This window comes from Acinetobacter stercoris, assembly GCF_900323515.1.
In the GTDB taxonomy this organism is placed as follows: Bacteria; Pseudomonadota; Gammaproteobacteria; order Pseudomonadales; family Moraxellaceae; genus Acinetobacter; species Acinetobacter stercoris.
The window spans coordinates 1-16685 of record NZ_OOGT01000077.1; the positions used below are offsets into that span (position 1 = coordinate 1).

Annotated in this window: 11 protein-coding genes; 4 read left to right on the forward strand and 7 right to left on the reverse strand. The window is 37.7% G+C overall.

All coding sequences use genetic code 11. From position 1 onward, the window contains the following. Window positions 1-71: 71 nt before the first annotated feature. From KPC_RS09650 to KPC_RS09660, 4 genes are all read left to right on the forward strand, one after another. Window positions 72-1229, forward strand: coding sequence for an isochorismate synthase (locus KPC_RS09650; protein WP_121974166.1), 1158 nt, complete (start codon window positions 72-74; stop codon window positions 1227-1229). A gap of 41 nt (window positions 1230-1270) precedes the next feature. Next, a complete protein-coding gene (locus tag KPC_RS20375; RefSeq protein ID WP_171334461.1) occupies window positions 1271-1408 on the forward strand; it encodes a hypothetical protein in 138 nt (45 codons plus the stop codon). A 46-nt stretch (window positions 1409-1454) separates the two neighbouring features. Further along, window positions 1455-2210: a 2,3-dihydro-2,3-dihydroxybenzoate dehydrogenase gene (gene dhbA, locus KPC_RS09655; protein WP_121974173.1), complete on the forward strand. Its 756-nt coding sequence runs from the start codon at window positions 1455-1457 to the stop codon at window positions 2208-2210. 196 nt (window positions 2211-2406) lie between these two features. Next, on the forward strand, window positions 2407-4185 hold the full coding sequence (locus tag KPC_RS09660) for an amino acid adenylation domain-containing protein (protein ID WP_121974174.1): 1779 nt from the start codon (window positions 2407-2409) through the stop codon (window positions 4183-4185). A gap of 262 nt (window positions 4186-4447) precedes the next feature. Here the strand turns inward: KPC_RS09660 and KPC_RS09665 are convergent, their stop codons facing one another. The 7 genes from KPC_RS09665 to sbnA all read right to left on the reverse strand — a co-directional run bounded on the left by KPC_RS09665 (window position 4448) and on the right by sbnA (window position 16130). Beyond that, complete coding sequence (locus KPC_RS09665; protein ID WP_121974175.1) at window positions 4448-6661, reverse strand: TonB-dependent receptor; 2214 nt, start codon at window positions 6659-6661, stop codon at window positions 4448-4450. Between the two features lie 221 nt (window positions 6662-6882). Continuing rightward, the gene (locus KPC_RS09670; RefSeq protein WP_121974167.1) at window positions 6883-7653 is read right to left on the reverse strand and encodes an HpcH/HpaI aldolase family protein; all 771 of its coding nucleotides are present in this window, start codon (window positions 7651-7653) and stop codon (window positions 6883-6885) included. Continuing rightward, entirely contained in the window at window positions 7646-11188 is a 3543-nt protein-coding gene (locus KPC_RS09675; RefSeq protein WP_121974168.1) for an IucA/IucC family protein, read from the reverse strand. The genes KPC_RS09670 and KPC_RS09675 overlap by 8 nt, the downstream gene beginning before the upstream one ends. Beyond that, window positions 11188-12390, reverse strand: a complete 1203-nt coding sequence (locus KPC_RS09680; RefSeq protein ID WP_121974169.1) for an MFS transporter — start codon at window positions 12388-12390, stop codon at window positions 11188-11190. The genes KPC_RS09675 and KPC_RS09680 overlap by 1 nt, the downstream gene beginning before the upstream one ends. 3 nt (window positions 12391-12393) lie before the next feature. Further along, on the reverse strand, window positions 12394-14082 hold the full coding sequence (locus KPC_RS09685) for an IucA/IucC family protein (protein WP_121974170.1): 1689 nt from the start codon (window positions 14080-14082) through the stop codon (window positions 12394-12396). A 9-nt stretch (window positions 14083-14091) separates the two neighbouring features. Beyond that, window positions 14092-15105, reverse strand: coding sequence for a 2,3-diaminopropionate biosynthesis protein SbnB (gene sbnB / locus KPC_RS09690; RefSeq protein ID WP_121974171.1), 1014 nt, complete (start codon window positions 15103-15105; stop codon window positions 14092-14094). Window positions 15106-15125: 20 nt separating this feature from the next. Then, window positions 15126-16130, reverse strand: coding sequence for a 2,3-diaminopropionate biosynthesis protein SbnA (gene sbnA / locus KPC_RS09695; protein ID WP_121974172.1), 1005 nt, complete (start codon window positions 16128-16130; stop codon window positions 15126-15128). Window positions 16131-16685: the final 555 nt, after the last annotated feature.

Consider the following 16685-nt stretch of genomic DNA (forward strand, 5'->3'; position numbering starts at 1 on the left):
GATTTTAAACAATACAAATTTATAAGATAGATATAAACCTTAACGAAATAAATGCGAGAGGTTAAACACAAATTATGCTAACTGAGACATTAAGCAAAGAAGGATTAAAACATCTTGAAAATGAAAAATATTCATATTTTTCAACAAAAAACTATCACTTGACTGCACGTGATTTTATACAAACTATTGTAACGCCAGCGATAGATAAAGCTGTTTTAAATGAGGAAATTGAAAATTGTTTTGATTGCCTTAAACAGGCAGGATATGAAAATCCAATAATGATAGGGGCAATTCCTTTTGATATATCAAGAAACAGTTCACTTAATTTTTATGCTAGTTATGAGAAGTTGCAGCAAAAAAATCAGCAACAGATAAATTTAAATAATTCAAGTGAAATTGTTAGTAAGTTTTCGCTGATTCATAAAGACAGGTTTACTGAAAATGTAGAGCAAGCATTAAATACATTTTCAAAAAAAGAATTAGAAAAAATCGTTTTATCTCAAGCTGTTGAATATGAATTTGAAGATAAGCAAAATCCAGAATCTTTGCTATATGCTTTACTGGGACAAAATCCTTATGCATTTAACTTTGTTATCCCCGTTGATGAGCATGACTACATTTTAGGGGCTAGCCCTGAATTGTTGTTAGCCAAACAAAATCGAATGGTCATGAGTAATCCATTAGCTGGATCCAGACCAAGATCAAAAGATTTAGAAAATAATGCCAGACGGAAGCAGGAATTACATGATTCGGTAAAGGATCAAAACGAACATAAAATTGTTGTAGACAATATTTTGAAAAATCTGGTTTCGCATTGTGTCGAGTTAAAAGTATCTGAATTCCCGGATATTTTGGAAACTTCAACTATGTTGCACTTATCTTCAGAATTTCAGGGCATTTTAAAAAGTAGTGCACCGAATGCACTGAATCTGGCTTTGGCGTTACATCCGACACCAGCAGTTTGTGGTTCTCCTACACATTTAGCTAAACAATTCATTCTGGAGTATGAAGGATATGACCGTAATTATTATACGGGGTTAGTGGGTTGGATGGATGCCAATGGTAATGGTGAATGGGTTGTGACTATTCGTTGTGGTTTGCTCAACGAGAACAAAATGCGATTGTATGCTGGCGCGGGAATTGTTGAAGGCTCAAATGCTGAGGCTGAATGGCATGAGACAGAAGTCAAGATGCAGACGATGTTAAATATATTTAATACTGATACTTAACAGAATATTGAGCGAATAATAATTACTAAATAGGAATATGTATGGATGCCTCGGCAGTAAAACCTTACCAACTCCAAGCAACAAACAATTACTTGGTTGCAAAAGTTGATTTGGAAATAAATTCAGAATATGCAAATCGAAATCTGGGAGTCGTGCGATATATAACAGAAATTATTTAGATGTTTTATGGAGAGTAATTAATAAGGAAAAATGATCAAGAAAGGTATGAATATTGTGGTAGATAAAAAAATAGCTTGGGTGGTAGGAGTGAATCAGGGGATCGGTGCAGAAATTATGCAACGCCTGATTTCAGATGGAATTCATGTCGTTGGAATTGATAAGTCGAAGGAAAATATTCCAAATGAATTGCAAGAGTTTTCACATATTTGTGATATTCGGGATGATGGGCAGGTAAATCAGATATGTCAAAATCTTCTTAGGTCTAGTCCACCAGATTATTTTATTCATGTGGCAGGTGTATTGCACATGGGGGGGCATGAAGAAATTTCACCTGAAAAATGGCGTGAAACCTTTGCGGTGAATTTGTTTTCACCATTTTATTTTTTGCAGCATTTAAGTCCTTATTTTAAAGCGAAGATGTCAGGTAATGTGGTTGTCATTTCTTCAAATGCGGCTCATGTCCCTCGCATGTATATGTCAGCCTATGGAGCATCAAAAGCAGCTCTAACCTATTTTACTAAAACTGTAGCTCTGGAACTGGCTTCGTATGGAGTAAGGGTAAATGTAATCTCACCTGGTTCTACTGCAACACCTATGCAATATCAATTATGGAAAGATTCTCAAGGTGAGCAACACACAATTTTAGGTAATTTAGGACAGTTTAAGGTTGGAATTCCGCTAAAAAAAATTGCCAAAGTCAAGGATATTGCAAACTCGGTCATGTTCTTAATTAGTGATCAGGCTTCTCATATCACAATGCATGATCTTGTGATTGATGGTGGTGCAACACTTGGTTGCTAGAGAAATTTAAATAAACATATTGTTTATGATTGGTAGAAAAATGAATATTCAGCATGAAATTACAGGGCAGGTTACACAAGCATTACAACCACGATCTGATCAGATTTCACAAGAAGTACCAGCGGTTCATCTGTCTGATCAAGATAAAACACTTGAAACTCCAATAGTTTTGCAAAAGCTTGATCACTTAGATTTAATGAATTATTTGGCAAAAATTGAGCATCATTTATTTCAAAATTCAACTGATAAAGTGGCGCTCGTTTACGGTGAAAATAGCATTAGTTACCGTGAATTAGGACAGCATGTAGCGAAGTTGATGACAGCTTTTAATAAAGCTGGGTTAAAACAGGGTGATGTAGTTGCAATATGTGTGGGCAAGCGCCCTGAACATGTGTATACAGTTTTGGCATGCGCTCTTTCAGGTATCATCTGGTTACCTGTAGATATGGAATCACCTCAAGCAAGGTTAGAATATTTATTAAAAAATAGCTGTGCCAATGTTGCTATAACTCAAACAGCTATTGCGGGTATTAAAAATTTAGATATTTTAGAAATACTTTCCCAGCCTATATCTCAGGTTGTTCCGGATTTTAACTATCAGATAGATCGGAATCCTGCCTATTATTTATATACATCAGGAAGTACGGGTACACCTAAATGTGTGGTTTTAAATAATCAGGCAACGGCAAATGTATTGCAGCAAACGATTTTAAATTGGCAGATTACAGCTCAAGATGTCTTTATGGCGGCTACGCCATTTCATCATGATATGTCTGTATTTGATATTTTAGCGCCATTAACAGTTGGTGCAACATTGGTCATTCCTACACCTGATGAAGTCAAAAGCGCAGTTGCATGGGCAAATCTGATTGATCAGCATCGAATTTCAATCTGGTGTACGGTTCCTGCTATTGTTGATATGTTACTGAGCTGTGCCACTATGTTACAAATCCGGTCATTACGTTTGGTTGCACAAGGCGGAGATTATATTAAACCGAGTCTCATCCAGAAACTTCGAAAAATGCTACCTCATGCCAGACTGATCTCATTAGGTGGACCAACAGAAACAACAATCTGGAGTATTTGGCATGAAATCGGAATTCAGGATCAGGAAATTATTCCTTATGGTCAGGCAATTGAAAATAATGAATATTATATTTTAGATGATGACAACCGACACTGTGCAGTCAAACAGATCGGTCGAATTTGTATGGCAGGAGTGAATTTATCTAATGGTTATTTGCTCAACGGTCAGTTAAACCAAAGAGATTTTATACAGTTAAAAATACCATCTGGAGAAACTCAGCTTGCTTTAAAAATGAGTGATCAGGGGTATTTTAGAGAAGATGGAAAAATTATTTTTGCAGGGCGTGAAGAGGGATATCTAAAGATTAGGGGAGTACGTATTTCAGCGGCAGAAGTTGAAAATGCGCTTTGTAAACATGAGAAAATTCACGATTGTGTCGTGGTCAATTGTATTAATCCAGTGTATGACGGCAATGAATTGGTCGCAATATATAGTGTTATTCATCATCAGGATGAACAGCCTGATATTTCAACGCTTAGGAGCTTTTTGCAAATCTATTTACCGAATTCACATATTCCAACGAGATGGTTGTTAATTGATAAGTTACCGTTAACCCGTAATGGAAAGATAGATCGAAAATCATTGCAAAAAATGGCACAGGAACAACTTGACCAAAATTATGCAACAAGGTCTGCAGAAAAAAACATTGTGACTGGAAATAATGTGAATGAGATGGTTTTGGATTTACTCCGGCAATATAAAAGCTCTCCCAGTGACATTTTTTATGATACAGACATCATAGCTGCTGGAATACGACCAGTACATTTGAATAAAGTTGCCAAACATTTTTCAAATCAGTTTAAGACAAACATTGATTTTTATTCATTGGTACGATGCCGGACAGTGCAGGAAGTGATAGATCAGATTCAGCAGAAAATTAATCAATAGGTTGGCATATTAATTATAAAAGTCTATTCAGCCAAAGCTGTCATTTTATAGATGCTAAAGATTGGTTCGCAGTTGTACCTGGTATAGATACCATCTGGGTGATTATGGCAATAGGGATGGTTTTTTTGCGGTTAGTATGGTTTTCTTTGGATATCTAAAGAATACCAATAAAACATATAAAAGCATTGAAAATAAATTTTGAAGAACCCATTTGAAAATAGCTTAACCAATCAGATTTGACTGGTTAAGCTAGATGAATGACTTACCATTTATGACTATAAGTGACTTTCAAGGTTGTTCCTGCAGCCAATAAATGACTCGTATTATCATTACTTCGATACAATTGGCTATAGAGTGGATAATATTTACGGTTAAACATATTTTCCAAACCGATGCTAATATTATCTTTCTTATTTAAAGCAAAACTACTTAAAAGATCTACCGTTGTATAGGTTTTTACATCGTAACGACCAAAACTATTTTTACCATTTAAGCGATAATCTTCAGAACCAAAATAGGTTGCTTGAATACGGTTTGTCCATGTATCAGTTGGACTATAAGAAATATATGAAGTGAGTTTCAATGGCGGGATACGGTAGCCCGTCATGTCCTGTTCATGCTTGCCTTGCGGTGTTTCTCGACCTTTCATCCAGGTAACACTTCCGCCAGCTCCCCAGATTTTATCATCATCCAGATAATCAAGTGTTGCTTCTACACCAGTGACTTTTTCCTTGGTTCGAGCCAGAATCAGACCATTATTAAATGACTGAACACCACCCAAGTCAGAAGTAGAATGGAATACTGCTAAACTCGATGAAAAGTTTTTAAACTCACCATTCCAGCCCAATTCATAATTATCGACTTTGACAGGTTCTAGGAAGGATGATGATAAATTGAAACCAGCTGTTGCATTACGGATTACAACACCAACATCAGGAAGCTGAAATCCCTGATTGAATGAGGCATAGATTGACTGTCCATCAATAGGGCTAAATGTAATATTCCCATTGTATAACCATGCATCTGCTTTGACTTTGCCACCTTTTACCGTGTATGGATTTGGATTATTGAGTTGGGAGAGTGGGACAAAGCTATCAATTTCAGCATAACTATCTTCATAACGTGTGCCGATTTCAGCAGACCATTGCTCATTGAATCTATGTTTCAGTTGGGCAAAACCTCCAACACTTTGTGTTGTTAGCTCTGGCAAGTAAATCAGTTTGCCATTTTTGACGAAATGAGTTCCGCCCGATTGATCATAAATGGTTGGGTCAAAAGTATCTAAAGGCATTTCACTGCGTTCACGACTAAAGTCACCTCCCCAGACCAAGGTGGTATCACCCAGAAACTCAAGTGGGGTACTTACGGTTAAACGACTACCAAAAACATCATTTTCTTGGTAAATCTGATCGATTTTTCCACCACGATTCAGGTTTACCCCTCGAGCATCAAAAGGTGCAAATCGAGTGTAGAAATCACGATAATAGACCTGTGCGTCAAGCTTGCTACCAAAAAGGTTTTTGTGACTATAAGTCAGATTATAAATCTGGTTTTCATTGTGGTTCTGTTTTGAGAGTTTTAAGCCTTTTTTGGCTTTTGCAGGAACACTGCCTATAGGAAGTGGCTTAACACTTGGGTCGGATGCATAATCAGAATCCTGTTCTGCATTATAGTAATTGGCAGCAAACTGCAGGTATTGATTGTCATCAATCTGATATCCCAGTTTTCCACCTACACTATATGCATCTGCATCAAATAGATCGCCCTGACTTGGTTCAGGTGCAACTCGATTACCTCGTGAATCATAAGGGCTGCCGATTCTTTGGTAGCCAAAGTCTAGGGCATAGTCAAAATTGTTCCAACTACCTGTGAAATATTGATGGGCATCGCCACTTAATGCATCTGAACGCATGTTAGTCAATGAGCTTTGTAGTCCAATCACTGTTTTTGCAGTCGGTTCGCCACCTGCAGCTTTAGTGGTGATTGAGATGATTCCACCTGCTGCACCACTACCATAAATGGCGTTACTTCCTCGAATAACTTCGATACTTTGAATACTTTCTGGATCTATAGCGGAAAGCCCGCGAGATGTATCTCGGGTAAGATTCATGGGTATGCCGTCAACTAGAATTAATGCATTACGTCCACGGAGGGTTTGACCATAATCAGTGATGGTTCGGCTCGAATCAGAAAGCCCTGGAACAGCTTTAGCGAGTACAGTTGCAAGATTATTTGATGACCCATTTTTAAGTAAATCTAATTGTTTTTCATCAATCTTGGTGACCTGTTTAGATGATGTTTGGACTTCATCTGTACGTGCAGTAACTGTAATCGTCGCTAATTTTGTGGCAGCATTTTGTTCTTCCTGTGTTTCTTGGGTATCGTTAGCAAATGCAGGTGTAACGAAAAGCAAGCTTGATAGGAGAGAAGCAAGCTTTTTTTTCTTGAAGATCCTTTTCGGATTTTTAGTTTTCATATCAAACCATGCTGTTGTTGTGATTGTGAGCATTATAATGATAATTGTTATTATTTACACTAGTTTTCAGGAATATGTTAGATGAATAATTTATGACAAAAAATATTTTAAAATTAGTAGGTTGAAATTCAAAATTAGTATTTGAAATGCAAAAGAAGTTGTTGTTTGCAATTTTAGTACAGTTATCTGGAATTTTAACCTACAGGATGTTTTATCGGGTATCAGGCTCGCTTGTATGATTCTAGGTAGTGTTGATGGGCTTTTCTGACAATACTCCGATCATCGCCTAAAACGAACATATGAACAGATTGGTTTTTCCAGTATTCAATATCAGAGATTTGTCTTGGAATAGCGCAAAAACTTGACTCTGACTGTAAGCATTTCTGATATATCTTATCCACTTGCTGTTTAACTTCGGGGTGAGTGGTCTGCCAAGGTAGTCCCATGGATTGGGATAAATCAGCAGCACCTTCAAGGATGACATCAATTCCATCTATTTGCAAAATCTCATCAAGGTGCTGTATTCCCAGCATTGTTTCTATCATCAAAATCACAACGGTATCGTCCTGGGCTTTTTTAACGAAAGTTGTCAGATCATCCAGACCATATCGGTTCAGGCGAGTTGAATTCAGTCCCCGGCTACCCAATGGTGCATAGTGACAAGCTTGCACAGCTTGTCTTGCCTGGGTTTCATTTTCGATTCTCGGAAAAATGATACCTGTGACTCCAGCATCAAGTAGGGGGTTGACCAGATGTATGGCTTGTAAAGGAACACGAACCAGAATATCCACATAATAGCTTTTAGCTGCCAAAATCATTGTTTCCAGTAATGTATTGGAAAATAATGTGTGCTCTAAGTCGATGATAATAAAGTCATAGCCTGCCAATGCCATTTGTTCGATATTGACAGGGGAACCTATAGAGCAAAATAACCCATATAGATTCTCATGATTTTTAATGCGTTGCTTGAAGCCGATTGGATGTTTATTCATATTCAAGTTCCTGAATAAAGCTTAAGGGATTACGGCAAGTTTGGACGCGTAGACGTATTTCAGGTAAAAAACGTCGACTGGCAAGTTGTTCAATATCAATAGTTTCATCTGTAAAGTTGAACAGCTCATAGCGCTCAGCAAATTCTGGATAGCGATCTTTATGCTCATCAATCACTGTTCGTAACATTTTCCAGAATTTAACTTCATCAAAATGATATTGCTGGTTTAAAAATATTGCCAATTCAGCCAGATTGACGAACCAAAGTGCGTCCTGAGTAAAGTCTCTTAACTCATTTGCTGAATGCGTTTCAAGAAATGAGTTTGGATTGATTTTGGCATGTTCAGCAGGTGCATCCTGTAGTGAAGGAAGTTGCTCAGGGTCACGTAATAAATGGCGACTAAAGCGAATACCATCATGAAAATCTTTCAATGCCACTCTGACAGGTAAACCATTTTTATGTACCAAGACCATGTTTTGGGCATGCGACTCTAGTGCTAATCCATGACACCACAGGATATGCATGATCGGTAGATAGGTATAATTAAAGAGATGCTCTAGCCAAGTTTCAATACCATATTGTTTGATCCAGTCATCAATTAGTGGCTTACCATCGATGTCAAGTTGCATGAGTCCAGTAACAGGTGTAGCCGCTTCGCCATCTTGTAAATATGAATAGATGCTTTCACGCCAGATACAGGCAAGTGCGCCATACTGAACTGGAAGCTGTATTTGCTGATTGACAGAAATTCCTGCAATTTCTCTGAGAATAATGGGTTTGTGTTCTGTATGTAAATATTGATCCTGATCAACGATTTGATATAACCAGTCACTCATTTTTGCTGCATTTTGAACTGTATGTGGTGCAAGTACACGAGAAGTAGAAGTATTGATCAGGTTCATCGATAATTTCAGAGAAAAAGCTGAAATGTCTGTGATATTTGAAAGGGTACGGATGGATTGTTGTGGCAGATAGCTTGGACCTTCTGCACTTAAGGGAACAATTTGTTGTAGTTGAATGGCATCATGATAGTAAAGGGAGATAATCTTATCCCATTGCCAAGGATGGACAGGAAACAGTAAGTATTGATGAATATCAAGCTGTTGCTGTGCCAGCTCATCTTTGATCTGTTGTAAATCATGTGTCGAAAAGTGTTGTTGATAGAGCTGTGTCAGGTTCAGGTTTTGGCTCAAAACAACTTTGCATAGTTGTTCATGAACGGCAATCCACTGTACTTTAAAACCTGTGGAAAGTTCTGGCGCATATTGTTTATTTTCAATCAGGTCAAAACCAATGCGGGATTTAAAACTTGGATGATATAAATGTGCATTCGTAATACGGGCTTCTTGTTCAAAATAAGGCAGAGTTCTTAGAGCATGAATCGGGCTTGTTTGAAGCGTCTGGTCATGTTTAACATAGCTCAGATAAAGTTCATCACAGAAATTTTGCCATTTGGCAGGATCAGCTTCGATTACGTTTCGAAGATCCAGTAACAGTTGTTTTAAATGAACTACCGATGTTTGGGCAGTGCTTATATCGTGGCGTTTTAGACTTAATGCATCAAGTTTGATTCGTTTAAAACTAAAATGCTGATATGCATTACAGGTATATGAAATTTGTGTACCCGTTGAAAAGCTGAGTCGCCCATCCTGTAGCTGATACTGTAATGCTTTTTCGAAAATTAGTGCTTCTAGTAATTGCCCCATAACACGTGCTTCTGCATCTATATGGTGGGTGGTTTTTTGTAAAGGTGTGAGCATATTTTCACCACGATATTTAAATAATGGGTTTGGAACATTGACCCAAATTGGGTTGCCACCTGTATGAAACAGGGTATTTAACATATTTGCTTTAATGGGAATGGTTTTGGTATTTACCAGTTGATCTATGTAATACGCCGTTTGATCTGAAACATTCGCTTTAAGTAGGGTTGTTCGGGTTCTTTGCCATAATGAGTACTCATTTATTTCAGTTGCTCTGGCAATAGAACTGAGGATATGGGAAATATGGTTGATCACTAAATAGTATTTAAGAAATGTCCATGCATCTTGTTTTGAGAACCAGACAGTGCTGTCTTCTGAAACATCTATTGCTAGAGATTTTGTTGACTGATGTTGACTAAACATTTCCTGAACAACACTAATACCTTCCATATCACGGATAATCAACCGTGATGGATAGCCATTTTTAAATTCCATCAAACTATTTTGTAGATGTGCTTCGACACTTATCCCTTGTTCTGAAAATAGTTTTAATAAAGGTAATAGGGCGACATTGATATATCTCTCCCACCAGTCCAGTATGAATGTTTTTAAGTCTTGATGAGATGGGCTGGATGAGTGAAAAGCCTGATCTATAAAGTCTAAAATGGGGAGTTGGTATAGTTCATTCTCTTCTACCAGACCAGCTAGCATCCGTGTATTTTCAAGTTCACTTGAGGATAAGCCTGCACGATAAATAACGCCAAAAGAGTTTTCCAGTTTAGGAATCTTGACTGTTCTGGCTTCAAGTTCAGGTAGAAAAGACAGACAATCGTCATTAGCATTAATTTTTTGTTGAATGATGATCTTGCTGGCATCAATCGCACGTTCTATTTCATCCAGCGGGTTATGACGAATGAAACTGGTGATACGAACATCTATTGATAATTTGAGAAACAACCCGGTTTCAGGTAACCATACAGTACGAACCGATGAAGTTGGCCAGACATCTTGTCCAAGTGCCCCTAAATATACAATTTTTTGCTGGGTAATATAGCTTTCAAGTTCGGGATGTTTGAGTAAAAAACTAGCCTGCCACGGATGAGTGGGAAATAGGACATATTGCTCTGCATGATCTTTTAAAACATTTTCAGCCGTCTCAATAATTTCACGTTCAAAGGGAATATTAAAATCTGCCTGACTTTTTAAAATATGAGCCAGTGATGAGTGTACGGCAAAATAATGTAATTGAAATACAGCCTCTAATTCAGGGCTATATTTTTTCATATCATCCCGGGTAAATCCGATATTTGATTTTGATGTGGCATGAAAAGGGTGACCAAAAATCAAACATTGTTCAGCTGTTTTAAAATGCTGACTAGGGGAGATTGGTGATTGGTCATATGACCTGTTTTTATAAAAAAACTTTGTATTCTCGATACTATTTTCTATTTCAGTATAGAGATTTTCATTGATCTTTTTATGCTGGAATAAGAACGCAAGTTCTTCACAAATCAATCCAGCTAATCTTTTGGGATCGGTTAAATATTCAGTCTGCTGATTGTGTTGATCACTTAACAGGAAATGCCTGGCATAGCGGTGAAACCCTACTTCTGAAAAATGTAGTAGCTCTCCTGAAATACGCTGCTGTGAAGATTTAAATGTATATGAAAAATTAAGAGGGAGCTTTGCTTCTATCGTGTTTCGTTGTGGTAATGAGCCAATTTCACAGTCGAGATAGTCGTATAAATCAATCTTTAATTCACGGAAAAAAGTATTTAAATATTGTTCAAAAAGTTTATATGACCATGTGTCGGTGGTATGCATCGAATTCATTATTTTGCCTCTTCTATTACTGATTTTGCTAAAAATTTATTTAGAAATACGATCAATCCTGCACAGATAAAGAAAATAGCCGTACAGATTAATGCCATAGAGATGTTGTATAAGGTGTAGGCAACTGTGATGGCGATGGGACCAAAAAGCTGTCCTATGACGAAAGCGCTGTTAGAAACACCAATGATCTTTCCATGAATATTGCGCTGAGTTTTACTGGTGATGGAATGTAGAACTGAGGGGATGAGCGCTGCATAACAAAACCCTTGGATTATTCTGAGTATTAAAACTAGCCATAGGTTGTTTATCCAGCTTAATGAAAAAATGCAGACTCCACAGATAAGTGCTGCAAAGATAAAGTAGCTGGAGGATTCTCCTTTATGGTCTATTCTTTTCCCCCAAAAAGAGGTCGCACAAAAGGCTGCTCCCCATGACAGCGCATGTAATATGCCTGTTAATGTTGCTGGGGAATAACTGTAGTGCGTTATTTTGATTAACTCGGCGATATACAGTACAAAGCAGGCAACCAGACCAAAGCCTCCTGCCTGTACTAAGGCTCCAGCACTCATCCATGCAAATATGGATTTATCAAACTGGGACTGTTCAGGCGATGTTAGTTGGGTGGTAGCGTGAACGGTAGGGTGCTGATCTGCTAAAAATAGATAAGCAAGGATGATTAAAACTACTAAAACAATAGCATTTATACTTAGTAAATTTTCCAGGCTCCATCGGTCAAACAGTATTCCACCGAACATAGGACCAAGTAGACATGCCAGTGCGATAGCAGCATGGAGTCGTCCCAAAGCAACTCCACGAGTAGATTGTCCAGATAGATGCGAGATATATGCTGTTAAAACCACACTGAGACTGCAAAAGCCTAAGACAAGACGTGCAAAAATGAATAACCAGATCTGGGTTGCATATGCCATACAAAACATGGAAATACATAGACCACACATTGAGACAAGGAGCGTCTTTTTATGACCATATAGATCAATATAATGTCCAATCAGTGGTGCAGCAAACAAACTCCCGATAGCTGGAGCAGATAACGCAATTCCTGCCCATAATGCAGAATCTGCCGCATGAATCGAAAATTTTTGCATAAACATTGGCATGATCGGGATGAGTAACATCAAGCCAAATGTTGAAAAAAACTGACTCAGTAACAGTACATAATGATCAGAATGGAATCGACGCATCTTTTACTGACCTACAGCCGTATTCTCAAAAATCTTTAAGGCATGGTATGGATTATCCGTTTGACCAATACGGCTAGGCATACCTGTTGAATCTTTTTCCTGAGAGAGTAGAGGGGTCATTAATTGTTTATATGGCCAGTATTGATGCTGGAAAATTTTCTCTAAAATAAGTTCCTTGCTTGTTTCATCCAGATTTTGGCTTTCGGTAAACTTCAGGATGATGTCGTGTAGCATATGCCAGAAATCAATTTCGGAATGTGAGCTATATTTCAATGCTGCAAGCGCGATTGGATATAGATTAATTTGTAAGCCGAGGGTGATGAAATAATCCAGTAGTTCAGTCTGGGTTTTTAAAACCAGGCTATTGGGAGTGCTGGTATCAATTGAATAAAGGGGAGTCGTTAAGCCTTTGGCTTCTATGGCAGAAGGGCAAATTCTGAGGGTATCGTGGTCACGTAATATAAAGGAATGAATCTGATTATTTTCATAACAAACCAAGGTGTTTTGTCCATGACACTCTGGTAGTACGCCATAACTCCATAACGTTAAAAATGTTGTAATAAAATCAGTACACAGGTTTTTGAGTAATGTCCAGACATCGCCTTGCAGGTTTAAAGTTTCCCATGGATTCAGATATGAACAACTTAATGCAGACATGGTGACCGGTTTAAGTTGTGGGTTCGACTGGAGTGATGGAAATTGACGAATTTGACAGCCAATAACACCCTGGTTTTCGACCAATGGCTCTTGTTTTCCAAGTACCCACCAGTTTGTTTCATCAGACAAATTTAGTTTTGATTTGAGTATGGCATCTTGTTGAATGAGCTGTTTTAAAAATTTATATCCTGTATAGCCATTACACATATAACGTGCGGGCATGGATCGAATTGCACCTAGTGTTTTCGCATTTGTTGACAGTTTGAGATGAACATTTTCGTCATGGTTAAAGAAAAGAGTACGTAGTGATGAAGTGGGTAAACCAATCACTGTTTCATGCTGCAAATTGATTGCAGCATATTTATTTTCTTCATATATCAGAAATTGATGCTGTGTCTCCAATAGGGGGAGTGCGATATATTGATCTGTGTCTTGCACATAATTTGCCAGGAAAGGCATTTGCTGCCGTTCATCAAAAAACTGAGAAGGAGTCGATGGCATATTCTGGATGACATCGTTTTTTCTAAATGCCCACCAATAAACTTTAACCTCCTGATTTTTAAATAATGCTGATAACTGTCCTTTGGCATGAGCAAATGGGTGAAATGCCCGATCTGTTGCTAACCCTAATAATTCACTAGGAATAAACGGTGAAATCTGTTGAGAAACAGCAGCGAGGAGAGATGGAATCTTTTCAGCATTACTCAGGTTATCCCGCCAATATTGAATGGCTTTTTCGACATATGGTGAGGGCCACCAGTTTGCCTGACTGAGATAATTAAAAACATCTTCGAGAGCAATTGGACTGATGTTATTTTCTGATTTGGATTCAATCAAGACATCACTGCTGATGATATGGAAAGGATTTACACTTCTCCTTTTGTCACTTTTTAATAAAAGATTCGTTTTATTATCTAGAGAGATAATTAGATATGGGCTCTGATGGTCGATATGACTTCGGAAATCACCATAATTTTCCATATATAAGGTATCTATGATTTTTTGTAATTGTGCTGTGTAAATCCTGTCCAACATCTTGAACTCCTAAATCAATGGTAAAACAGTGCCAATGTTTTGCTTTTCTGCCGCATTAAAAAACCAACGTGCACAAACAATGTCATCGATTGCCATACCCATTGGATTTAGCAGAATAATTTCCTCATCGTTTTCTCGACCTTTTTTATCACCAGTAATGATTTCACCAAGTTCAGCATGGAGTTTTTCACGGCTAAATTTGCCTTCTTCAACCAGAACATTGATGACTTTCTTTTCACGATTTGATTGATCCCAATCATCTACAATTACTTTATCAACCTGTAAAAAGACTTCAGGTTCTATATCCATAATTGAAATATTTGAGATAAAACAACCTTTCTTGATCCATTCAAACGGAATATAAGGTTTGTCTGAAACGGTACAAGTAATCAGTACATCTGCGGCTTGAACCGTTGATTTGGCATCCGGATGAATATCAAAATGAACATTTGGATATTCACTGCTAAATTGAAGTTTTAATTTTTCTGCTGCATCCTGATTGAGATCAAATAGGTGGATGGTTCGGGTCTGAGGGTATTGTTCAAGTACTGTTTTAACCTGCATTTGTGCAATAGGACCACACCCAATCACTGAAACATCAGTAAAATCTTTTTTTGCAAGATATTTTATAGATACCCCTGTAATGGCGGCAGTTCGCATGGCACTAATCAAGCTACCTTCCATGACGGCAACAGGGTAGTTGGTGTCGGCATCATTTAAAATAATCAGTGCGCTGGCTCTAGGGAGATTAAACTTTTTAGGGTTGTGTTGACGCGAACCAATCCACTTTATTCCTGCAATAGGATCATGACCAGACAGATAACACGGCATGGCAATGATGCGATCTGCAATATGATTTGCATTTTCCCAACGTAAATAGGGTTTTAAAGGTTGTACAAATTGCTTGTTCGCATGCAGTTTTAAACCCTCAGAGATTGCCTCAATAAACGCGTTACTGTGATTTGCACCAAGGTTTAATAGATCCGATTGGCTGAGATAGCGGATTGAAGCCAGATGACTCATATTCATGTCCTGTGATTGAATTAAAAAATATTTTGTAAGGTGAGGTTTTTGTGCAGTTTGCCTGGTTGTGGCTGATATCTTTCCTTCACCATCTCAAACCATTTATCGTCATAGACGATATCCAGATAACGGTCTCCTCGGTCAGGCAATAAGGTCAAAATACAAGAGCCAGCAGGAATATCTGGGATTAATTTTTTGATAGCCGAGATAGAAGAACCACTTGAACCACCTGCAAAAATTCCCTCATGTTGCAGGAGTTCCCGGCATCCGACTGCAGATTCATAATCATTAACATAAATGACTTTATCGATTTCATGTGGAGAGAGTAGTGGAGGGACAGTACTTGCCCCAATTCCTGGGATTTCCCTGGGACCTGATTTTCCCCCAAAGAGTACTGAGCCTACGATATCGACAGCAACGACTTTTAGATTTGGAAATTTTTCCTTTAAGCGTCGTGAGACACCCATAATCGTTCCAGATGTACTGGCACCAACCACCAGATAATCAATTTTTCTATCAACTTGACTAATAATTTCTTCGGCTTCACCAAAATAATGACTTTTCCAGTTGTCAGGGTTGGCATATTGATTAATCCAGACAGCATTGGGGAGTGTGTTACACAGATGCTTGACAGTTTTTATACGGGTTTCTAGATAGCCCCCGTTTTGATCTTTTTCAGATACCATTTCCACGTGGGTATTGTGGAGTTTGAGCATATGCAAATTTGCTGAAGCGATTTTAGGATCAACAACAGCCGTAAATTTTAATCCATAGATTTTGCATGCAATCGCCAGAGCAATCGCAAGATTTCCTGATGAGCTTTCAACAATATGACTATCAGGTTTGATCAAGCCTGATTTTAGTCCTTCTTTGAGCATGTAGAGTGCAGGTCGATCCTTGATACTGCCGCCAGGGTTGAGCATTTCCATTTTTGCAATGACTGAAATTGATTCTTGTGGAAATAACCTTGATAGTTTTATTAATGGTGTATGTCCTATACATTCCAGTATGTTTTCATAGATCATGGAAGACCCCTATTTTTTATGTGTATAAAATAATAATGATAATTATTTTCATTTATATTAATTTTTATTCTCTGAATGTAAGTAAACATTATCAGTACAAGAGTTTTGTAATCTGCCGATAAACAGTGAACTGTAATATTTTGCACGACATGATGATAAAAACATCATGCAATATAAGAGCAGGCTATTGTTTTTTAATAAATAATATGGGTTTTTATTACGAGGGTAAAATGCGGCTGTCACAGCTTAATTAATGTTTAATGATCGCTATGACGAGTAGCTATGGAGTGGGAAAACCTGGAATTATGGTCAGATAAGGCACAGTCGCAATGCTCTGATTATGATTGATGATGTTGCACATCCGTTAAATAGCACTAGCCCAGACTATATTGTTGGTAATTTCGGCCGAAGGTCGTACTTTTGCTCTTAGCTATACTATATATAGTAACTTACTAAAGTGTGATCCTGAAAATTGATTGCATACTGACATATTAAAATTATGTACATGATGATTTTAATCTCATGATATTGAGATATATAAACTATAAATATATA

Bases quoted from the DNA above. Each gene is read 5' to 3' on its own strand.
- KPC_RS20375 (WP_171334461.1), top strand. From the start codon at position 1,271: ATGGATGCCTCGGCAGTAAAACCTTACCAACTCCAAGCAACAAACAAT.
- dhbA (WP_121974173.1), top strand. From the start codon at position 1,455: ATGAATATTGTGGTAGATAAAAAAATAGCTTGGGTGGTAGGAGTGAAT.
- KPC_RS09660 (WP_121974174.1), top strand. From the start codon at position 2,407: ATGAATTATTTGGCAAAAATTGAGCATCATTTATTTCAAAATTCAACT.
- KPC_RS09665 (WP_121974175.1), bottom strand. From the start codon at position 6,661: ATGAAAACTAAAAATCCGAAAAGGATCTTCAAGAAAAAAAAGCTTGCT.
- KPC_RS09670 (WP_121974167.1), bottom strand. From the start codon at position 7,653: ATGAATAAACATCCAATCGGCTTCAAGCAACGCATTAAAAATCATGAG.
- KPC_RS09675 (WP_121974168.1), bottom strand. From the start codon at position 11,188: ATGAATTCGATGCATACCACCGACACATGGTCATATAAACTTTTTGAA.
- KPC_RS09680 (WP_121974169.1), bottom strand. From the start codon at position 12,390: ATGCGTCGATTCCATTCTGATCATTATGTACTGTTACTGAGTCAGTTT.
- KPC_RS09685 (WP_121974170.1), bottom strand. From the start codon at position 14,082: ATGTTGGACAGGATTTACACAGCACAATTACAAAAAATCATAGATACC.
- sbnB (WP_121974171.1), bottom strand. From the start codon at position 15,105: ATGAGTCATCTGGCTTCAATCCGCTATCTCAGCCAATCGGATCTATTA.
- sbnA (WP_121974172.1), bottom strand. From the start codon at position 16,130: ATGATCTATGAAAACATACTGGAATGTATAGGACATACACCATTAATA.